The sequence below is a fragment of the Kitasatospora sp. NPDC059646 genome, assembly GCF_042734615.1.
Lineage (GTDB): Bacteria > Actinomycetota > Actinomycetes > Streptomycetales > Streptomycetaceae > Kitasatospora.
This window is the reverse complement of record NZ_JBHWDS010000007.1, coordinates 88,256-107,807: the sequence shown is the minus strand read 5'-3', so window position 1 is coordinate 107,807 and position 19,552 is coordinate 88,256. Positions and strand designations below refer to the sequence as shown.

Genomic DNA, 19,552 nt, shown 5'->3' with positions numbered 1-19,552 from the left:
GCCCGATCGTCGGCGGCGGTGCGAACAAGGGGTGGCCGCGGCCGGGCCCGCCCACCCGTCGGCGTCCGATATGTCATCAGTTGCGACGTGCTGACCGGCTATGGGCCGGGGCGGCCGCCCGCATCGTGGGACGGTGCGGGCGGCCGGGGCGGGCGTCTACAGGTCGTAGTCGTCGACGATCTTCCGGTGCCGGGCCAGGTCGGCGCCGGCGGCCTCGGCGAGGGCGGGCCAGGCGAGCGGGTGCGGCCAGTGCGCGGTGAGCTCGGCGAGCAGGGCGTCGGCCTCCTTCGCGGAGGAGGTCGGCGGGACGCCGAGCGCGGCGTAGATGCCGGGCAGGGTCTCGCCGTCGTGGTGCGGGTCGGTGATCCGGTAGTGGTCGCCGCTGTAGGCCCACACCGCGTACCCGGCCTCCTGGAGGGCGCCGCGCAGGGCGTACCAGGTGTCGTCGTCGGGGCAGCAGCCGTCGATCCAGTAGGTGGTGTAGCCGGCCGGGTCGAGCAGGGTGAGGAACTCGAAGACCGGGTGCCAGTCGTCCTCCTCTCCGGGCTCGGGGCGGTCGTTGAGCACGGCGGGGGCGAACACCACCACGTCGCCGTGGTTGAGGTCGTGGTCGTCGCCGAGCACCGGCAGCACCCGGGCGGTGGCCGGGCCGGTGCGCAGCGCGGGCAGGTCGACGGTGGTGCCGTTGTGGCGGGGGGCGCGCACCTCGATCAGCTGCCACTCCTCGTCGACGGGGCCGCTGTCGGCGTCGAACTCGATGCCGATCCGGGCGCCGGCGGCGCGGACGGCCGGCCAGTCGCGGTTGGCGGTGGCGGCGGTGATCAGGTGCCACAGGTCGGAGTTCTGGACGGTGCGGTGCTCCTCGTCCTCGCCGGCCTCGGCGGCGTCGAGGGCGTGCTCCAGCAGTTCCTGGTAGAGCCGCTGGGCCTCGGCGTGGTCGCCGCGGCGGGTGGCGGCGCTGGCGGCGAGCCGGCGGGTGTTGAGGGCGTCGGGCTCGTGCGCGAGGACGGCCGCGCACTGTTCGCCGACCTCGGCCCACCGGCCCTGGGCGGCGGCCCAGCGGGCGCGCAGCCAGTGCGCGTCGGCGGGGGCGTCGGACAGCCGGGCGGCGAGCCGGTCGACGCCGTCGCCGTCCTCGGCGTCGATCAGCAGCTGGCCGAGCATGCCGGTCAGGTAGTCGCTGCCGGGATCGACGTCCAGTTGGGCCCAGAGCAGTTCGGTGACGGCCCGGGTGTGGCCGAGGGCGCCGAGGGCGCCGGCCAGGTTGAGCACCAGGACGGACTCGGGCTCCGGGCTCTCCGCGAGGGCGGCGGCGAGCAGGTCGGCGCCGGTCTCCGGGTCGGGGCGGTGGTCGGCCAGCCACTGCGGCAGGTCGCCGGCGGGAACGGGCAGTTCGGGCCGGGGCAGGGCTTCGGCGGCGGCCCGGAGGGCGGCGACCTGCTCGGTGACGCCGTCGGTGCGGCGCAGTTGGCCGAGCTTGCGTTCGCCGGTGCGGGCGAGGGTGAGCGCGACTTCGCGGGCGCCGCGGGCGAGGGCGAGCCGGCCGGCGGTCAGCACCAGGTTCAGGCAGGGGCGGTGGGAGCCGGCGGCGTCGAGTTCGCCGGCCCAGCCGGCCAGCCGGGCGCCGAGGGCGGCGTCGTTGGGGAACGCGCCGGCGGCGGCGAGCAGTTCGACGGCGGCGGTCCAGCGGTGCCGGATGTCGGCGTACCGGTCGGCCTCCTCGGCGTCGGGCAGCAGGTCGAGGGCGGTTCCGGTACGGCCGAGGGCGGCGTGCTGGAGGGCGCGGCCGACGGCGAGCTTGCGGCGGTCGTCGTCGTCGAGGCGGTGTCCGGCGGCGACGTAGGCGTGTTCGGCGGTGTCGTACGCCTCCAGGGCCTCCTGGTGGCGGCCGAGCCGGTGCAGGGCGGAGACCCGGCTGTGCGCGAAGGACAGCGAGACCTGTTCGCCGGCGGCCCGGATCCGGGTCTGGGCGCGGTCGAGGTGGGCGAGGGCGTCGGCGGGGCGGCCGTCGTCCTCCAGGGTGTCGGCGTACTCGCGGGACAGGCAGTCGAAGCAGGCCCGGGCGGGCTCGACCCGTTCCAGGGTCTCCTCCAGCACGGCGAGCCGTTCGGGCACGTAGCCGGGGCCGTCGATGTTGGCGTGGCAGATGGTGAAGTCCTGGACGGCGCACACGGACTGCGGGCAGGACGCGGTCTCCTCGCGGTGCGCGAACTCCAGCAGCGACACCGCCTCGGCCATCGCGGCCTCGCCCTGGTGGCGCTTGTTCAGCAGGTTCTGCAGCCGCCAGTGCCGCAGGAAGACCTCGACCCAGGGCAGGCCGAGCGCCCGGGCGGAGGCGAGTGCCTCGGGGTACATCGCGTCGAGCTGCTCGTTGCGGCCCTCGACGGCGTGTCCGGCGATCTCGGCGAGCGCGTCGGCCAGCCGGTGCTGCCCGGACTCGGCGAGCTGCCGGTGGGTGTCGTGCACCCAGGACCAGATGTCGGTGGTCATCGTTCCTCGTCCCCCTGCGGAGTGTCTGCGGAGATGGTGTCGGGCACCACCGACAGGCCGTCGGCGGGGACGGCGGCGGTGAGCGCGGCGACCGCGGTGGAGATCCCGCCGAGGGCGGCGGTGAGGTCGCCGCCGGCCGAGCCGGAGGCCGCCGCCATGATCACCTTCAGCGAGCGCAGCAGCGACGCGGCGGTGGCCGCCCCGGTGTGCCCGGCGCGGTAGGCGGCCAGCAGGTCGTGCACGGCGGGCGAGGCCAGGTTGAGGTACAGCCGGGCCTTGACGGTGCCGTCGGTGCGGGCGGTGAACGCGCGGGCCAGCCGCAGCGCGGCGGACGGGATCCGGGCGTCGGCCTTGTCGTCCTCGATGCGGGCCTTGAGTTCGGCCTCGCGGTCGGGAACCAGCACCAGCGGCAGCCCGGGCGGGTCGAACCGGGCCGGGACGAGCTGTTCGCCGTCGTCGGTGAGGGCGGCGCTCAGCCAGGCGTGCTGTTCGGCGGGCAGCGGCAGGTCGGGGGCGCGGAACAGTTCGCGGTTGCCGCTCTCGCTGCCGAGTTCGACGATCCGGCAGTCCCGCAGCTGGGCGTAGCGGCGCAGGAACGGCAGGACGGCGTACCGGTCGCCGCGGGCGATCGGCACCTGCATGGCGCGGTAGAGCATCTCCTCGAAGCCGCCGCCGCTGCCGAGGGCGACGTGCACGGCGCCGGAGCCGGCGGCTCGCAGGGCGCCGGCGGTCAGTTCGCCCTGCGAGGTGGGCACCGGGACGTCGTCGGCGAGCAGGGTGAACAGCCGGTCGTCGCAGAGGGCCGCGCCGAGCAGTTCCTGCCCGTGCCGGGCGAGGATGCGCCGCCAGGCGGCGGGGTGGAGCCGGGCGGTCTCGTAGAGGCCGTCCACGATGGCGTCGGCGAGGGCCTGCTGGAGGGCGCGGTAGTGCTCGTCGCGCTGCAGGTCCTCACGGCTGGCGGTGGGGGTGAGCCGGGTGGACTCGACCACGCCGCCGATGAATCCGGCCCAGCTGGGCAGCAGGTCGCGGGCGTCGTCGGCGAGCAGCATGCCGCGCAGGTAGACGGCGAGGTCGCGGTTGTCGGTGGAGCCGTAGGTGCCGCCGTCCTGGACCCAGAGCAGGCCGACGGCGTCGGTGCGGTCGTCGGCGGGGTGGACCGGGAACGCGGTGAGGGGTTCGAAGCTGCGGGCGAAGGCCGTGGCGAAGCGCATCCGGTGCAGGTAGGGCGAGCCGGGCAGGTCCTGCCGCCAGGGCACGGCGACGGTGTTGACGGCCTGTTCGTCGTCGCCGACGTACACCTCGATGGGCAGCAGCACGCAGTAGCGGGCCAGGACCTCGCGCAGCGCCTCCTCGTCGGCGAGGTGGGCGTGCTCCGGCTTGAGCCGCAGCGTCACCACGGTGCCCGGCGCGGGGCGGGGCGGGGCGGGCTCGACGCTGTACTGCTCGCCGCCGCGGCTGCGGTAGGTGTGCGCGGCGTGCGGTTCGCGGTGCGAGGCGGTGGTGACGGTCACCTCGTCGGCGACCGAGAACGCCGACAGGAATCCCAGGCCGAAGGCACCGATGAGTTCCTGGTTGCCCGTCAGGTCGCGGAGCATGCGGGTGTAGCCGGTGCCGACGGTGGCCAGGTAGGCGTGGATCTCCGGTTCGGTGAGGCCGGCCCCGTTGTCCTCGATCGCCACCGTCCGCGCCGCCGGGTCGCCGGTGACCCGGATCAGCGGCCGGTAGGCGCTCTCCGGGTCCTCCAGCTTGCGCCGGGTGTGCGAGTCGTGGGCGTTCTGCACCAGTTCGCGCAGCGCCACCAGCGGCGTCGAGTAGAGGTGCGTGGCGAGCACGCCCACCAGGCCGCCGAGGTCGACCTCGGTGGTGCGGAGATTCTCCGGCTTCTCGGACGCGGGGAATTCGGCGCCACTTCCGTCGGCGCCGGAAGCGGGGGGAAGGCCATCAGACATGAGGCCCCAGTGTGCCAGTACGACTATCTGGCGACCACCGTTTTCGAATTCCCCCTTCCTGTCGATACTCGGTCAACTTCCGCCCGGCGCACGGCCGATCGACCACGATCGCCCCAACCCGCCGGAATACCAGGGCAATTACCTCCGACGAGGAAACGGGGGGCCGACCTCGCGGGCGACTTTCGGACCAGTTTGCAGGAAGACCACCCGCCCCGAATTCACTTCCGGCGCGCCCGCACGAAGGCCACCGGCGGGTTGCCCTCGCCGTGGTTGCGCTTGAGCACCTCGAACCGGCTGTTCGCCTCCAGCAGCGGCATCAGCTTGGCGAACCCGTAGGTGCGCGGGTCGAAGTCCGGCTTCCGCTTGCGGATCTGGTTGCCGACCTCGCCGAGGTGCGCCCAGCCGTCGTCCCCGGACGCGGCCTCCAGCACGCTGTGCAGCAGGCCCATCATCGCGTCGTCCAGCTGCCCGGCCGCCGCCGGCTCCAGGGGCTGACGGCGTGCACCGGCACGGTCAGGTTCTCGGTGTGGATGAACTTGTCGCAGGCGGCCACGAACGCCCGCGGCGTCTTGCGCTCCCCGAACCCGTACACCGTCAGCCCCGACTCGCGGATCCGGGACGCCAGCCGGGTGAAGTCGCTGTCGCTGGAGACCAGGCAGAACCCGTCGAACCGGCCGGTGTACAGCAGGTCCATCGCGTCGATCACCATCGCGGCGTCGGTCGCGTTCTTGCCGGTGGTGTACGCGAACTGCTGCATCGGCTGGATCGAGTGCTCCAGCAGCTGCGCCTTCCAGCCCTTGAGCACGGTGCCCGTCCAGTCGCCGTAGGCCCGCTTGGCGTGCGCCGTCCCGTACTTGGCGACCTCCGCCAGCAGGTGTTCGACGATCGACGCCTGCGCGTTGTCGGCGTCGATCAGCACCGCCGGCCTGGCGGCGTTCTCGTTGTTCATGCGGCTCCCGTCCCGGTCGGCCGGGGCACCCGCGGCCCCGGGGCCCATCCCAGCAGACCGGACCGACGGCCCACCACCGCCCCGCCGACGGATCACCTGACCTCGGCGGATGGGCGTCCCGACCGGAGGCCGCCCACCCTGGACACCGCAAGCTACCGGCGATTAACTTGACCGCGACGAGCCGCCGCCGAAGGGAGCGCACCGTGCGCCGCACCGTGTACAACGAGGACCACGAGGCGTTCCGGGAGACCATCCGGGACTTCATCGCCAACGAGGTCGTCCCGGTCTACGAGAGCTGGGAGGAGGCCGGCCACCCGCCGCGGGACTTCTACCGCAAGCTGGGCGAGCTCGGCGTCTACGGCATCGAGGTCCCGGAGGAGTACGGCGGCGCGGGCGAGACCGGCTTCAAGTACCAGGCCGTGATCTACGAGGAGACCGCCCGCGCGGGCGTCACCTTCGGCTCCTCCGGCGTGCACACCGGCCTGGTGCTGCCGTACCTGATGGAGTACGCCACCGAGGAGCAGAAGCAGCGCTGGCTGCCGGGCTTCGTCACCGGCGACATCATGACCGCGATCGCGATGACCGAGCCGGGCGCGGGCTCCGACCTGGCGGGCATCGCCACCACCGCGAAGCTGTCCGCGGACGGCACCCACTACGTGCTCAACGGCGCCAAGACCTTCATCACCGGCGGCGTGCTCGCCGACCTGGTCCTGGTGGTCTGCCGCACCGCCCCGTACGACCCGGCGGACCGCCGGGCCGGCCTGTCCATCCTGTGCGTGGACACCGCCTCCGAGGGCTACGCGGTCGGCCGCAAGCTGCAGAAGATCGGCCTGCGCACCTCGGACACCGCCGAGCTGTCCTTCACCGACGTCAAGGTCCCGGTGGAGAACCTGCTCGGCGAGGAGGGCAAGGCGTTCTCCTACCTGACCCACAACCTGGTGCAGGAGCGCCTGGCGATCGCCGTCGGCGCGTACGCCTCGGCCGCGGCCGCGGTGCAGTTCGCGGTGAAGTACGTGAAGGAGCGCAAGGTCTTCGGCAAGGCCGTCGCCGAGTTCCAGAACACCAAGTTCTCGCTGGCCGACTGCCAGGCCCAGGTGCTCGCCCAGCAGGCGATGGTCGACCAGGCCCTGGAGCTGTACCAGAACGGCGAGCTGACGGTGGCGGACGCCGCCGCGGCCAAGCTGTTCTGCACCGAGTCGGCCTCCGAGGTGATCGACAAGTGCCTCCAGCTGCACGGCGGCTACGGCTACATCCTGGAGTACCCGATCGCCCGCCTCTACACCGACAACCGGGTGTTCCGGATCTACGGCGGCACCAGCGAGGTCATGCGCACCATCATCGCCAAGTCGCTCGGCCTGTAGCGGCCGCGGACGTCGCGGAGGCGGGCGCCCGGTGGCCGGGTGCCCGCCTCCGTCGCGTCCGCGTTCAGGTGCCGTTGGCGCGCCAGGCCTCCAGTCCGGCCGCCGACGCGGCCTTCGCCCGGTGCAGGGTGTGGTGCGCCAGTTCCGCGGGCTGGGTCTCCAGCCGGTGGATCCAGCCCCGGCCCGCGTTCGCCAGTGCGACGCAGACCAGGGTCGCGCCGGTCGCCGCGACGACGGCGCCGATCCCGGTGAGGGCGGCGCCGGTGGTGAGCATGCCTCGGTTCACCCGGAATCCTCCGATGAGCTTCTGATGGGTCGTCATGCCACCACCATCGGCCCGCCGGCCGGGCACCGCACGCCGAACACCGCCCGGGTGGCCCCCTGCGCGTGGCCCGGCGGCCCGGCGCGTGCCGGTCCGACGGGATCCGCGGGCGAGGGCCTAGGGTCGGCGGCGGGGACTCGGTGGGCGAGCCCCCGGGCCCGGGGGGCCGAAGGAGGAGAACGCGATGACCGAGCAGCCGACCCGGATCGACCTGAACGCGCTGGCCGAGGAGCACGCCGCCAAGGCCGCCGCCAGCCCGCACGGCCGCAGCGCCCACCTGCTGCTGCACGACGGCGTGCTGCGGCAGACCGTGATCGCCCTGCGCGCCGGGGCGGTGCTGGACGAGCACAACGCCCCGGTCGCCGCCAGCCTCCAGGTGCTGCGCGGCCGGGTCGCGCTGACGGTCGCCGGCCGGCAGCAGGACGCGTCGGCGGGGGAACTGCACTCGATCCCGCAGGAGCGGCACGGCCTGCTCGCGCACTCCGACGCGGTGGTGCTGCTGACCGCCGTCACCGCCTGACGCCCGCTCAGCCGGTGACCCGCCGCCGCCCGACAGCCGCTCAGCCGGCGGGTACGCCCAGCACGTCGCCGGCCACCAGCGACATCGCCCGCAGGTAGTCCTCGCCGCCGGGCACCCCGGCCGGGTCGATCAGCCAGTGCGCGGCCTGGCCGAGCAGCAGCGACTGGTAGAACACGCCCTTGGCCAGCTCCTCCGGGGTGTCCTCGTGCTCGGCCTTCCCCTGGAACAGCGCGGCCAGGCCGAGCCGGCCCAGCTTCTGCGCGTCGGCCAGCTGCTCGCGCAGCTTCGGCATGGCGTCGAGCCGCCCGAGGATCTCGAACTGCACCGTCCACAGCCCGCGGTGCGTCGCGAAGCTGTCCCGCATGGCGTCCCAGGAGCGGACGAACCGCTCCTTCGGGTCGTCGATGTCCGCCGAGGAGGCGAGCGCCGCGCCGACCGCGGTGCCCCACTCCCCCATCGCCTCCACCAGCGCCTGGATCAGCAGCGCGTCCTTGGAGCCGTAGTGGTAGCCGATCGCGGCCAGGCTGACGCCCGCGCCGTTGGCGATGTCGCGGGCGGTGGTGCGCCCGTAGCCCTTCTCGTACAGGCAGTGCTTGGCGCTGGCCAGCAGGTCCTCGCGATTTCCCATGCGCCGATGCTACGGCAGTCCAAGACGCTTGTCTTGCGCGAACGTCTGGAACGATCGATTGAGACGTTTGTACTAGACAGTCGTGCAAGACATCCGTACAGTCCTCGTCATGACCACCGACCACGGCCGTGCCGGCCGACGCGAATGGCTTGGCCTCGCCCTCCTGCTGCTGCCGACCCTCGTCCTCGCCACGGACATGGGCGTGCTGTTCTTCGCCGTCCCGTTCATCTCCACCGACCTGCGCCCGAGCGGCACCCAGCAGCTGTGGATCATGGACATGTACTCGTTCCTGCTGGCCGGGCTGCTGATCCCGATGGGCGCCCTGGGCGACCGGATCGGCCGCCGCCGGCTGCTGATCGGCGGCACCGCCGCGTTCGCCGCCGCCTCGCTGGTCGCCGCCTGGGCGGACGGCGCGAACCAGCTGATCGCCGCCCGGGCCCTGCTGGGCGTCGCCGGAGCGGTCTTCGGGCCCTCCACCCTGGCCCTGGTGCGCAACATGTTCCCCGACCCCAAGCAGCGGCAGGCCGCGATCGGCGCCTGGAGCGGCGTCATGATGGCCGGCGCCACCCTCGGACCGGTGATCGGCGGCGTCCTGCTGGAGCACTTCTGGTGGGGCTCGGCGTTCCTGATCGCCGTCCCCGTGATGCTGCTGGTGATGGCCGCCGCGCCGTTCCTGCTCCCCGAGTACCGCGCCCCGCAGCAGGGCCGCTTCGACCTGGCCGGCGCCGTCCTGTCGATCGCCACCGTGCTGCCCGTCGTCTACGGCATCAAGACCCTGGCGGTGGACGGCTGGTCGCCGCGCCCCGCCCTGGTGCTCGCCGCCGGCCTGCTGGTCGGCGCCGGCCTGGCCGTCCGGCTGCGCACCGCCGCCGCCCCGCTGATCGACCTCTCGCTGTTCCGGATCCGCACCTACAGCGGCGCGATCACCGTCAACACCATCGCGATGTTCGCGATGATGGGCTTCACCCTCTTCACCTCGCAGTACCTGCAGCTGGTCAAGGGCTACGGGCCGCTCGCCGCCTCGCTCTGGGCGCTGCTGCCCAGCGTCGGCGTCGGCGCGGCGGTCGGCGGGTTCGGAGCGCTGGCCGGCAGGGTGCGGCCCGCGATCCTGCTCACCGGCGGCTTCCTGGCCAGCGCCGCCGGCTTCGCCGCGATGGCCTTCGTCGTCCCCGACTCCTCGCTGGTGCTGCCGCTCACCGCGGCCGGGGTGATCGCCGCCGGCGCGGTCGGCACCGTCAGCATCACCGGCGAGATGGTGCTCGCCGCCGCCCCCGCCGAGCGGGCCGGCGCCGCCGGCGCCACCTCGGAGACCGCGCAGGAGCTCGGCAGCTCGCTCGGCATCGCGGTGCTCGGCGCGGCCGGCGCCGCGATCTACCGGGCCCGGATGGACGGCTCCGCCCCCGACGCGGCCCGCGACACCCTCGGCGGGGCCGTCACCACCGCCGCCCACCTGCCGTCCGACACCGCCGGGCACCTGCTCACCGCCGCCCGCGACGCCTTCACCGCCGGCATGCACCTGGCCGCGGTGGTCGGTGTCCTGGTGATGCTCGGCGCGGCGCTCGCCGCCCACCTCCTGATGCGGCACCTGCGCCCCGCGTAAGCGGGTGCAGGATGGCGGAAGGGACGCGCAGGTGGTTCAGACCACATGTCTCGGATCACCTGCATTTCGGCCGCTGTTTGCCGGCGGGTGTATACGTTCGCCGACAAGGCCAGGCATACTGGCCGAGTCGGGCGAACCGCCCGGCCCAGACGTCACAGCGAGAACTTCCACGAAAGGACCGGTGGTCAGGGATGTTCCGTAACGGTCTTGAGCCCTGGCACATCGCCATCATGGTGGTGGTGCTGGTCCTGCTGTTCGGCTCGAAGAAGCTGCCCGAGATGGCCCGTGGCCTCGGCAAGTCGATGCGCATCCTGAAGGCCGAGACCAAGGCCCTGCGCGAGGACGACGCCCCCGCCGAGGCGCAGAACGGCACCGCCGCCTCGCAGGCCGAGCAGCCCCGCCAGGCCGTCGAGCCGACCGTGGTGACCAAGGCCACCGAGACGCCCAAGTCGACCACGGCCTGACGCCCCGTCGGCCCCGGCCGGCGCACGAACCTCCCGGAGCCCCGGACCGCCCCTCGGCGGTCCGGGGCTCCGTCGTCGCACCCGAGTGGCAGTCCGCCCCGTCCTGGTATCTGCTGGTGGCCATCTGACGGACGATCAACTCCTGGCGGTGGCGATGACCGACGAGACCCCGAACGAGCGCGAACTCGCCGCGCTGCGCGCCCGGGTCGCCACCCTGGAGACGCAGCGGCCGCCCCGCCGCCGGCACCTGGTCCGGTCGTTCTTCGCCGTGGTGCTGATCGTGCTGGCCGCGGTGCTCACCCCGCTGGCCGTGGTCGCCTCGTGGAGCCGGTCGCAGGTCACCGACACCGACCGGTTCGTGTCGACGCTGGCCCCGCTGGGCTCCGACCCGGCCGTGCAGGGGGCGGTCGCCAACCGGGTGACCGCCGCGGTGATGAAGCAGCTGCCGATCTCCGACCTGCTGAACGAGGTGGCCCCCGCCGACCGGCCGGTCCTGGACGCCGCCCTGGGGAAGATCGGGCCGGCCCTGACCGACGGGCTGACCGGCTTCGTCCACGACCAGACGCTCCGCCTCGTCCAGTCGGACGCGTTCGCCGGCATCTGGGAGACCGTCCTGCGCGACGCGCACGCCGCGTTCACCAAGGTGCTGACCGGGCAGGGCGGCGGCGCGGTGCAGGTCAAGAACGACACCGTCACCCTCGACCTGGCCCCGGTGATCGCCCGGGTGAAGGACCGGCTGGTGGCGAACGGGCTGGGGCTGGCGGCGAAGATCCCCGACGTGCACACCGACTTCGTCCTGGTGCAGTCCGACGCGGTGAAGAAGGCCCAGACCGGGCTGCGGCTGCTCGACCTGGCCGGCTTCTGGGTACCGGTGCTGGCCGTGGCGTGCGCGGTCGGCGGCATCCTGCTGGCGGTCCGCCACCGCCGGGCCACCGTCTGGGCGGCGCTCGGCATGGCCCTCGGGGCCGGGCTGCTGGGCATCGGGCTGAGCGTGTTCCGGGCGCTCTACCTGGACAAGCTGCCCGCCGACGTGGACCAGGCCGCCGCGATGGCGGTCTACGACACCCTGGTGCGGTACCTGCGGGCGGCCGTCCGGATGCTGCTGGCGCTGGGCATCGTGATCGCGCTGGCCGCCTGGCTGACCGGCCCCGGCCGGCGGGCCGGCTGGGTGCGGCAGCTCTGGCAGGCGGGCCTGGGCGCGGTCCGGCGGGCCGCCGAGGGGATCGGGATGCGACTCGGCCCGGTCGGCCGGTTCGTGCACCGCTGGAAGGCGTGGCTGGGCTGGGGCGCGGTCGCCGTGGCCGCGGTCGTCCTGCTCACCTGGGGCTACCCGACCGCGCCGGTGGTGCTCTGGATCGCGGTGGTGCTGCTGGCCGCCCTCGCGGTGCTGGAGTTCCTCGACACCCCGGCCGACGAACGCCCGGCCGGCCGGCCGCCGACCGGCGGACCCCCGGCCGGCGGGCCCCCGGCCGGCGGCGACGGGAAGGCCGCACCGGCGTGAAGGAGCTGGTCCGGATCTACCTCGCCATGCTCGGCGGGCCGGTCCTGCTGCTGACCGCCTACTTCACGGTGCCGGTGGGCTGGTTCGGGCCGGAGCACCCGACAGCCAGCTGGCTGCTGTTCGCCGCCGTGCTGTCCGTCCTGGGGGCCGGTCTGCTGCGCGAGGTGCGGCGCCAGGTGCTCGGCCTGCCGGGGCGGCCCGCTCTGGTGATCGTGCTGCTGCTGTGCGGGGCGCTGGTGGTGTTCGCCACCGCGTACCTGGCGATGTCGAAACAGCCCGGCGAACTGGTCGGACTGAACACCAAGGTCGACGCGCTCTACTTCACGGTGATCACCATGGCGACCGTCGGCTACGGCGACATCCACCCGGCCGGCCAGGCGGCCCGGATCGTGGTGATGCTCCAACTCCTCTACACCGTGGTCTTCCTGACCACCGGCGTGACGGCGCTGACCCGCCAGGTGCGCAGCCGGGCGATCCGCCGGGCCCGCGGCGGTGACTAGGACCGGCTAGTCCTCCTTCTGCGCCTGCGCGTGCACCGCGGCGAGCAGCGCGGTGAGGCGGGCCTGCCAGCTGGCCATGGTGGCGGCGTCGGCGGCCTTGTGCTTCTGGAGGTCGCGGAGCAGGCGCTGGGCGTCCTTGAGGGCGCCCTCGGCGTCGTCGGCGCGGTGGTCGTTGACGTCCTGGGCGGCCTGGTCGAGGAGCCTGGTGAGGTCGTCCTGGCGGTCGCGGTCGCGGGCGAAGGCGGCCTGCGCGATGTCGGCGCGCAGCTGGGCGAGCTGGGCGGGCAGGGTGGCCCTGGGGCTCGCGGACGGCTTGGCGGAGGTGCTGGGGCGCGCCGAGGCGCTCGCGGACGGGGGAGCGACGGGGGCGCTGCTCGCGGCGGACGGGGTGGCGGCGACCGGCTGGGCCTTGGAGGCGGGGTCGCCGCCGCTGAACGAGAACGCGGCGACGCCGGCCACGCAGGCGATCGCGGCGGCTCCGAGGCCCGCGTACATCAGCGGGTTGCGGCCGCGCCGGGGCGGGGGCTCCTCGTCCTCGTAGCGGGCGGACGGCAGCAGCGGGGCCTGTGCCATCACCGGCGGGAGCACCGAGGTGCGCTGCGGCTCGGCCCAGGGCTGGTGCGCGGGCGGCGGCGGGACGGTCGCGGGGACGGGCGGCAGCACCTGGGTGGCGGCACCGCCGCCGAGCAGGGCGGCGGTGCGGTCGGCGGGGGCGGCCGGGACGGCGGCGAGCAGTTCGGCGGCGGCCGCGTTCGCGTCGGCGGGCCGTTCGGCGGGCTGCTTGGCGAGCAGCCGCAGGATCGCCGCGTCCAGCGCGGGCGGCACGTCGGGGCGCTGCGCGGTGACCGGCGCCGGGTACTCGGTGACGTGCTTGAAGGCGATCGCGACGGGGGTGTCGGCGGTGAACGGCGGTGCGCCGGTGAGCATTTCGACCAGCACGCAGCCGACGGCGTACAGGTCGGCGCGGGCGTCGACCGGGCCGGCGGTGGCCTGTTCCGGGGAGAGGTAGGCGGCGGTGCCGATCACCGAGGCGGTCTGGGTGAGCTGCTGGCCGGAGGAGGAGCCGGCCCGGGCGATGCCGAAGTCCACCACCTTCACCCCGCCGTCGTGGGTGATCATGATGTTGCCGGGCTTGATGTCGCGGTGCACCAGGTCCTGGGCGTGCGCGGCGGCGAGCGCGTCCAGCACGGCGGCCGCGATGCCGACGGCGCGTTCGACCGGGAGGACGCCCTGTTCGGCGATCAGCCGGCCCAGGGTGTCGCCGTGGACCAGTTCCATCACCAGGTAGGGGGAGCCCTGGTCGACGCCGGAGTCGAAGACGGTGACGATCCGGGGGTGCACCAGCAGGGCGGCCAGCCGGGCCTCGCGGGCGAACCGCTCGGCGAACCGGGGGTCGTCGGCGAGCCCGCCGTTGAGCACCTTCACCGCGACCGGCCGGCCGAGCTGGCGGTCGATGCCCCGGTAGACGGTGGCCATCCCGCCGACGCCGAGTATCTCGCCGAGCTCGTAACGCCCGTTCAGCGCGCGTCCGATCATCGGATACTCCCCTCACCTCGGTCGGGCACCCGTGAACCATAGCGGGCACCCGCCCGGGCCGTGCCGCGGGCGCTGTACCGGTCCTGCTACGGACGCTGCACGAGCAGTGCGGCGGTGAGCGCGGCCAGCGTGGCGGCGAGGAGGGCGCGGGGGATCCGCGGCGCCCGGTGGACGGCCAGCCGGGCCGCCCGTTCGATGCGCGGCGAGGTGCGGGGGAAGCTCATCGCGGGCTCGCCTGACGGTGCGTCGGGTCGGTCACCGGGGACTCCAGGGGTGTGCGGGCGGGACGCCGGGGTGAGCTCCGGACGGACGGTGGACCCGGGGGAGTTCAGCCGTCCGTCCGGAGCGGTTCCGGACGGCCGCGGACCCGGGGGAGTCCATGGGCCGACCGGAGCTGTCCGGACGGGCGGGGGCCCGGGGGAGCCTGTTCCGCCCGTCCGGAGTCGGTCCGGGCCGGCCGGCGGGCACAGGGGAACCCGCCGGCCGTCCGGAGTCGGGGCCGGCCGGGCGGTGGACCCGGGGGGAGTGTCCACCGCCCGACCGGAGTCGGTGTCAGTCCTGGTCGTCGCCTCCGCTCCGGGACTGCTGGTTGTCGGTCCGGCCCGGTCGGCCCGGCCCGGAGGACGACGGGGACGGGGACGGACCGGCCGAGGGACGGTTGCGGCCGTCGCCGCCCTGGTCTCCGCCGCGGGTCGCGACCGTCGCGCAGTACCCCGACACCTTCTCCGGGGTGCCGGCGGCGGCCAGCAGGTCGGCCAGCGCCGGATCGGCGGCGGCCTCCCTCGGCTTGGCGCCGGCCGAGACCCGGCCGGCGAAGCCGCGGCAGAGCGCGGCCAGGTCGGGGGCCTGCCCCGGGTCCTGGGACGCCTGGCCGGACGGCCGGCCCGACGGGCCGCCGGAGCGGCCGGCGGTGCCGGAGGGCTTCGCGGAGCGGCCCCCGCCGCTGCCCGCCGACGGCGTGCCGGGCGGGCCGGGCGTGCCCGACGAGGCCACGGGCGCGGCGCTGGTGGCCGGCGGGGCCGGGGCGGGACCGCCCAGGACCTCGGGCAGCCGGCCCGTCCCGGCGGCGAAGGCGACCCCGCCGATGGCGGTCGCGCCCAGCGCGACGGCCATGGCCTTCGCGCTGAGGGCCCGCGCGAGCGCGGTGTCCGCCATCTTTCGTCTCCGGTGCGTGCTGGGTGCGGGCTGGCGACGAGCCTCGCGGAACGCGGCCACGGCCCCCTCCTCGCCGGGCAGCGGTCCGTCGCCGGCCGTCCCGGTCGCCGCGGCTGCGGCGAGCAGGGCGGCGAGCTCGGGCCGTCCCGGCGCGGGCTGCTGCCCGGCGGAGGGGTCCTGACCGGCCTCCGGGCCGACCGTGACACCGCCGAGCAGCTGCTCGGCGGCGGCGCGATCGATCCGGCGGGATCGGTTGGTGCTCATCTCATGTCCTTCAGCGTCGGCACCTGCGCCGGTGTCACACCCTGCGCGGAGATTTTTTTCCCGGCCGCCCGACGAGGCACCCCGGCGGCCGCTCCCCCGGTCTGTTCCAGCGCCTTGGCGAGCCGCCGCAGCCCCCGGTGCGCGGCCATCCGGACGCTTCCGGCGCGCTTGCCCAGCACCTTGGCGGCGCTCTCCGCGTCCAGTCCGAGCACCACCCGCAGCAGCACCGCCTCGGCCTGGTCGGGCGGCAGCGAGGCGATCAGCGCGAGCGCGTCGGCGGTGGCGACGGTGGCCATCGCCTGGCCCGCGGTGTCCTCGGCGGCGGCCAGCTCGGCCAGGTACTCGACCGGCAGGTCGGCGACCGGTCGGCGGCGCAGCCGGCGCAGGTGGTCCATGGCCCGGTTGCGGGCGATGGTGGCGGCCCAGCCGCGGAAGCCGTCCGCGTCGCCGCGGAAGCCCGGCAGGTCGCGGGCGATCTGCAGCCACGCCTCGGACGCGATGTCCTCGGCGTCCTCGGCCCTGCCGCCGACCAGCACCCGCAGGTAGCGCAGCAGTCCGGGCTGGACGGCCCGGAACAGGACCCGGAACGCCTCCTCGTCCCCGTCCTGGGCGGCCCGGACGGCCGCGGCGAGATCGCCCCGGCGGCCCGGCGCGTCCGGACGGCCGCGCCGGTCTCCGTCGTCCGGCCCGTGATGTTCAGCACTGTGCACCCGCCACATGATGCGCCATCAGGGTGCACCGGCCCAGCCGCGGGGCACTCCCGGCCCGTGACGGAGCGGTGGCCACCGGGTGTGGGCCCGCGTGCCGTCCGGTGCGGGACCGGTGCAGGCCCGGCGGGCACCCGCTCCGGGACCAAGGCCCCGAACCGGCCCGACCTTGGTCCCGGCGGGCGCTGTCGTTCGCCCGCGGAATCCCCCCGCTCCCCCGGCATACCGTGCAAAAGAGGGACATTCCGTCCCGTTTTCGGGGCCCGGCGGCCTCCCGCCCGCCGCCGTCCCGGGCGCCACCAGCAAGGAGACCGGGAGAGCCATGAGCACCGCCCAGGAGCTGTACACGACGGGGATCCGCGAGCACTTCGCGCCCGCCCTGCGCGCCCTCGGCTTCCGGGGCTGGCGGCACTCGTTCTCGCTGCCGGACCGCGACCGGTGGGCGGTGCTGGGCGTGCACGCGGTCCGCTCCGACGGGCGGGTCCGCTACACCGTCAACCTGTCCGTCACCGACAAGGCCGCCTGGGACCGGCGGCGGATCCGCCCCGACGCCAACGACCGGACCGGCCTGGAGCGCTGGCACGCCCCGATCGGCGAGGTGATGCCGGTCGGCGGCGACGTCTGGTGGGAGGTCGCCCCGGGGCCGCGCTGGCTGGTCGCCGTCGAGGACTCGGTGGCCGCCGTCCGCGGCTACGCGCTGCCCGAGCTCCGCCGCAGGCTCCGGCCCGAGGACCGCGGGCCGTACCTGCCGCCGGCCGCCCTCGACGGCGTCAACAACGCCCTGGCGATCGCCGGCGTCGCCCGCATCCAGCGTGCCGAACTCGCTGACGGCGTCCTCGAGTTGCGCGGCGCGTGGAGCCGCCACGACCCGGCCGCCCGGCAGGTCCTGGCGGGCGCCGCCCGCGGCTTCCTGTCCGCCCGCGACCACCGCTTCGAGCGGGTCCGGGTGCTCGACACCCTGGACCGCCCGCTGTGGGAGTTCGCGGCGGGGAACCACGACGGGTCCGGCTGAGTCCCAGTCAGTGCCGGCCCGGGAGCGCGCCGGCACGGAACGCACCGGGGGGAAGCATGACGGGAACGGCCGGCACAGCCGTATCGACCACCGCCGCACGGCACGAGCAGCGGCAGCTCGACTGGGACGGCTGCCTGAACGTCCGCGACCTGGGCGGCCTGCCCACCCGCGACGGCCGGCGCACCCGCACCGGCGCGGTGGTCCGGGCGGACAACCTCGACCGGCTCACCGCCGAGGGCCAGAACTCGCTGCTCGCCCACGGCGTGCGCACCGTCGTCGACCTGCGCGACGCCGTCGAGTACCGGCCGCTGCTGCCCACCCCCGACGCCGTCGACCTGGTCCGGGTCCCGCTGGACGCGCTGGCCGGCTCCGCCTGGTGGGCGCGGTTCGGCGCCCTGGACGGCACCCCGCTGTCCTTCCGCCCCTACCTCGACCACTGCCGGGACGCCGTCGCCGAACTGGTCCACGCCGTCGCCCGCGCCCGGGACGGCGCGGTCGTGGTGCACTGCGGCGCCGGCCGCGACCGCACCGGCCTGGCCGCCCTCGTCCTGCTGGCCCTCGCCGGGGTCGAGCCCGCCGCGATCGCCGAGGACTACCTGCTGTCCGCGGCGAACCTGCGGCCGCTGTGGACCATCCTCGACCGGCCCGAGGAGGAGGCCGGCATCGCCCGCGTGCTGGCCGCCGCCGGCACCACCGCCGAGCAGGCCCTGCACCAGGTGCTCGCCGAGTTCGACGCCCCGGACTGGCTGCCCGCCGACGACGTCGCCGCCGTCCGGGCCCGGCTGCTCGCCTGACCACCGGGCCGTTAATCGTTCGCGTCCCGCTCGGGGCCCGGACGATACTGCGCCGCATGGTGGACTTCTCCCTGTTCGACACCCGCGGCTATCCGACCGTCGACGTCCGCACCGGCTACGCCGGGTGGGTCGACAGCTACGAGCGGACCGTCCAGGACGCGATGGACGTCGACGTCCTGGCCCGGCTCGCCGTCCCCGACTGGGCCGCCGCCGCGACGGCCGTCGACCTCGGCTGCGGCACCGGCCGCACCGGCGCCTGGCTGCGCGGACGCGGCGTCGGCGCGGTCGACGGCGTCGACCTCACCCCCGAGATGCTGGCCCGCGCCCGGACCCGCGGCGCCCACCGCACCCTCGTCGAGAGCGACCTCGCCGCGACCGGCCTGCCCACCGCCGGGTACGACCTGGCGGCCTGCTCGCTGGTCGACGAGCACCTCGCCGACCTCGCCCCGCTCTACCGCGAGGCCCACCGCCTGGTCCGTCCCGGCGGCCTGTTCGTCCTGGTCGGCCTGCACCCGGCCTTCATCATGGCCGCAGGCATGCCCACCCACTACGACGGCCCGGACGGCCCGGTCGCCATCACCACCCACGTCCACCTGGTCAGCGACCACCTCACCGCCGGCCTCGCCGCGGGCTGGCGGCTCGCCGAGATGCGCGAACAGGTGGTCGGCGACGAATGGATCGCCCTCAAGCCCAAGTGGTCCCGGCACCGCGGCCGACCGGTCTCGGCGGCCTACGTCTGGCAGTCGGGAGCAGACCGGGGGCGCGAGGAACCGCGCGAGGCCGAAGGCGCTCGCGGGAAGGACGACGCAAGGCAATGACCCGCGCGTGAGCGCGCCCCGGCAGGCGTGCGCTCGTTCCGCGCGTCTCAGAAGCCCGAGTTCGGCGCCGTCACCACCCGGGTCCGCCCGTCCGCCTTCGCGGCCAGGCCGGCCTCCAGGCGCAGCGCCCGCGCGGGGCCGAGCAGGGCCATCGCCTCGGGGACGGTCGCCCACCGGTACGCGTCGAGTTCGCCGGCCGGCAGGGTGATCGGGGTGTCGGCGGGGAAGACGCCGAGGTCGAAGAGGAAGTGGCAGGCGGGATGGCCGAGTTCGCCGCTGGGGTGGGTCCAGGCGACGGCCAGCAGGTCGCCCGCCTCGCGGCGCAGCCCGGTCTCCTCGTGGAGTTCGCGGGTGGCGCACTGCTGCGCGTTCTCGCCGAGGTCGACGGTGCCCCCGACGAACTGCCAGGCGTCCCGGTAGCCGGCCTTGACGATCAGGACCCGTCCGTCGGGGTCGGTGATCAGGCAGCCCGCGGCGGCGTACACGCGGTGCAGGGAGGCCAGCCAGGCCTCACGAGTGGCGAATTCGGGGGCGTCGGCCATCGGACTCCTTCGGCGGGGGCGGGGCGGCGGCGTGCGGCCCCCACTCTCCCACCCCCGTCAAGGACTTCAGTGCGCCGAGTGCCGCTCCGCGCCGCGGTGCCGGTGGCCGGGCAGTTCGGTGTGCGCGGCCGGCCCGTCGGCGGGCCCCGCCATCGCGGGCTCGCGGCGGCCGCCGTGGCTGAACGCGACGTCGCCGGGGTACCCGCCGCTGTGGGCGGCGTGCGCGGTGTCGGTGTGCAACTGCGGTGCCAGGGGCGCCGGGTCGGCGGCCATGGCACGGCTCTGCAGCACCTCCTGGCTGCCCCTGCGGAGCCTGGACATCCTGTCGGTCGATCGCTCGGTCATCGCCGACCTCCCTTCATGGGCCCGATATGCCCATTATCGACCCGTATCCGCCACGCCGGGCCGAACTCCCTTTGCCGAAAGGCCAGCTCAGGACC

At 74.9% G+C, this 19,552-nt stretch carries 21 protein-coding genes; 9 read left to right on the top strand and 12 right to left on the bottom strand.

All coding sequences use genetic code 11. The annotated features are described in order from the left end of the window. Positions 1-156 precede the first annotated feature (156 nt). The 4 genes from ACFV1L_RS06990 to ACFV1L_RS06975 form a co-directional block, all read right to left on the bottom strand. Positions 157-2,490, bottom strand: a complete 2,334-nt coding sequence (locus ACFV1L_RS06990) for a tetratricopeptide repeat protein (protein ID WP_380363603.1) — start codon at positions 2,488-2,490, stop codon at positions 157-159. After that, a complete protein-coding gene (locus ACFV1L_RS06985; protein WP_380363601.1) occupies positions 2,487-4,439 on the bottom strand; it encodes an ATP-binding protein in 1,953 nt (650 codons plus the stop codon). Before ACFV1L_RS06985 ends, ACFV1L_RS06990 begins: the two co-directional genes overlap by 4 nt. A gap of 218 nt (positions 4,440-4,657) precedes the next feature. Next, positions 4,658-4,891, bottom strand: coding sequence for an OST-HTH/LOTUS domain-containing protein (locus tag ACFV1L_RS06980; protein WP_380363600.1), 234 nt, complete (start codon positions 4,889-4,891; stop codon positions 4,658-4,660). Beyond that, the gene (locus ACFV1L_RS06975; protein ID WP_380363598.1) at positions 4,888-5,388 is read right to left on the bottom strand and encodes an NYN domain-containing protein; all 501 of its coding nucleotides are present in this window, start codon (positions 5,386-5,388) and stop codon (positions 4,888-4,890) included. Before ACFV1L_RS06975 ends, ACFV1L_RS06980 begins: the two co-directional genes overlap by 4 nt. A 203-nt stretch (positions 5,389-5,591) precedes the next feature. On the opposite strand from ACFV1L_RS06975, the gene ACFV1L_RS06970 reads away from it, so the two are divergent. Further along, positions 5,592-6,749, top strand: coding sequence for an acyl-CoA dehydrogenase family protein (locus ACFV1L_RS06970; protein WP_380363597.1), 1,158 nt, complete (start codon positions 5,592-5,594; stop codon positions 6,747-6,749). Between the two features lie 64 nt (positions 6,750-6,813). Here the strand turns inward: ACFV1L_RS06970 and ACFV1L_RS06965 are convergent, their stop codons facing one another. Next, entirely contained in the window at positions 6,814-7,071 is a 258-nt protein-coding gene (locus ACFV1L_RS06965) for a hypothetical protein (RefSeq protein WP_380363595.1), read from the bottom strand. 184 nt (positions 7,072-7,255) lie between these two features. On the opposite strand from ACFV1L_RS06965, the gene ACFV1L_RS06960 reads away from it, so the two are divergent. Next, the gene (locus tag ACFV1L_RS06960) at positions 7,256-7,591 is read left to right on the top strand and encodes a cupin (protein WP_380363593.1); all 336 of its coding nucleotides are present in this window, start codon (positions 7,256-7,258) and stop codon (positions 7,589-7,591) included. Between the two features lie 40 nt (positions 7,592-7,631). Here ACFV1L_RS06960 and ACFV1L_RS06955 read toward each other — a convergent pair whose 3' ends face one another. Next, on the bottom strand, positions 7,632-8,219 hold the full coding sequence (locus ACFV1L_RS06955) for a TetR/AcrR family transcriptional regulator (RefSeq protein ID WP_380363591.1): 588 nt from the start codon (positions 8,217-8,219) through the stop codon (positions 7,632-7,634). A 109-nt stretch (positions 8,220-8,328) separates the two neighbouring features. Here ACFV1L_RS06955 and ACFV1L_RS06950 point away from each other — a divergent pair, with 109 nt between their 5' ends. The 4 genes from ACFV1L_RS06950 (at position 8,329) to ACFV1L_RS06935 (ending at position 12,284) form a co-directional block, all read left to right on the top strand. Next, positions 8,329-9,819, top strand: a complete 1,491-nt coding sequence (locus ACFV1L_RS06950; protein ID WP_380363589.1) for an MFS transporter — start codon at positions 8,329-8,331, stop codon at positions 9,817-9,819. 191 nt (positions 9,820-10,010) lie between these two features. Beyond that, positions 10,011-10,283, top strand: coding sequence for a Sec-independent protein translocase subunit TatA (tatA, locus tag ACFV1L_RS06945; RefSeq protein ID WP_035863910.1), 273 nt, complete (start codon positions 10,011-10,013; stop codon positions 10,281-10,283). 154 nt (positions 10,284-10,437) lie between these two features. Then, positions 10,438-11,784, top strand: a complete 1,347-nt coding sequence (locus ACFV1L_RS06940; protein WP_380363587.1) for a hypothetical protein — start codon at positions 10,438-10,440, stop codon at positions 11,782-11,784. Beyond that, positions 11,781-12,284 carry a potassium channel family protein gene (locus ACFV1L_RS06935; RefSeq protein ID WP_380363585.1) on the top strand — a complete coding sequence of 168 codons (504 nt, stop codon included), beginning with the start codon at positions 11,781-11,783 and terminating at the stop codon, positions 12,282-12,284. The genes ACFV1L_RS06940 and ACFV1L_RS06935 overlap by 4 nt, the downstream gene beginning before the upstream one ends. Before the next feature lie 6 nt (positions 12,285-12,290). Here ACFV1L_RS06935 and ACFV1L_RS06930 read toward each other — a convergent pair whose 3' ends face one another. From ACFV1L_RS06930 to ACFV1L_RS06915, 4 genes are all read right to left on the bottom strand, one after another. After that, complete coding sequence (locus ACFV1L_RS06930) at positions 12,291-13,820, bottom strand: protein kinase (protein WP_380363583.1); 1,530 nt, start codon at positions 13,818-13,820, stop codon at positions 12,291-12,293. A gap of 86 nt (positions 13,821-13,906) precedes the next feature. Beyond that, the gene (locus tag ACFV1L_RS06925) at positions 13,907-14,044 is read right to left on the bottom strand and encodes a hypothetical protein (RefSeq protein WP_380363581.1); all 138 of its coding nucleotides are present in this window, start codon (positions 14,042-14,044) and stop codon (positions 13,907-13,909) included. 328 nt (positions 14,045-14,372) lie between these two features. Continuing rightward, the gene (locus ACFV1L_RS06920) at positions 14,373-15,239 is read right to left on the bottom strand and encodes a hypothetical protein (RefSeq protein WP_380363579.1); all 867 of its coding nucleotides are present in this window, start codon (positions 15,237-15,239) and stop codon (positions 14,373-14,375) included. Then, positions 15,236-15,958: an RNA polymerase sigma factor gene (locus ACFV1L_RS06915; protein WP_380363577.1), complete on the bottom strand. Its 723-nt coding sequence runs from the start codon at positions 15,956-15,958 to the stop codon at positions 15,236-15,238. Before ACFV1L_RS06915 ends, ACFV1L_RS06920 begins: the two co-directional genes overlap by 4 nt. A gap of 310 nt (positions 15,959-16,268) precedes the next feature. Here ACFV1L_RS06915 and ACFV1L_RS06910 point away from each other — a divergent pair, with 310 nt between their 5' ends. The 3 genes from ACFV1L_RS06910 to ACFV1L_RS06900 are packed head-to-tail and all read left to right on the top strand — an operon-like array spanning position 16,269 to position 18,570. Then, complete coding sequence (locus ACFV1L_RS06910) at positions 16,269-16,958, top strand: DUF4304 domain-containing protein (protein WP_380363575.1); 690 nt, start codon at positions 16,269-16,271, stop codon at positions 16,956-16,958. Positions 16,959-17,014: 56 nt separating this feature from the next. Next, a complete protein-coding gene (locus ACFV1L_RS06905) occupies positions 17,015-17,752 on the top strand; it encodes a tyrosine-protein phosphatase (RefSeq protein ID WP_380363573.1) in 738 nt (245 codons plus the stop codon). A gap of 56 nt (positions 17,753-17,808) precedes the next feature. After that, the gene (locus tag ACFV1L_RS06900; RefSeq protein ID WP_380363571.1) at positions 17,809-18,570 is read left to right on the top strand and encodes a class I SAM-dependent DNA methyltransferase; all 762 of its coding nucleotides are present in this window, start codon (positions 17,809-17,811) and stop codon (positions 18,568-18,570) included. 47 nt (positions 18,571-18,617) lie between these two features. Here the strand turns inward: ACFV1L_RS06900 and ACFV1L_RS06895 are convergent, their stop codons facing one another. Continuing rightward, positions 18,618-19,112 (bottom strand): NUDIX domain-containing protein, encoded by a 495-nt coding sequence (locus tag ACFV1L_RS06895; RefSeq protein ID WP_380363569.1) that lies wholly within the window; start codon positions 19,110-19,112, stop codon positions 18,618-18,620. Between the two features lie 66 nt (positions 19,113-19,178). Further along, positions 19,179-19,457 carry a hypothetical protein gene (locus ACFV1L_RS06890; protein WP_380363567.1) on the bottom strand — a complete coding sequence of 93 codons (279 nt, stop codon included), beginning with the start codon at positions 19,455-19,457 and terminating at the stop codon, positions 19,179-19,181. Positions 19,458-19,552 lie beyond the last annotated feature (95 nt).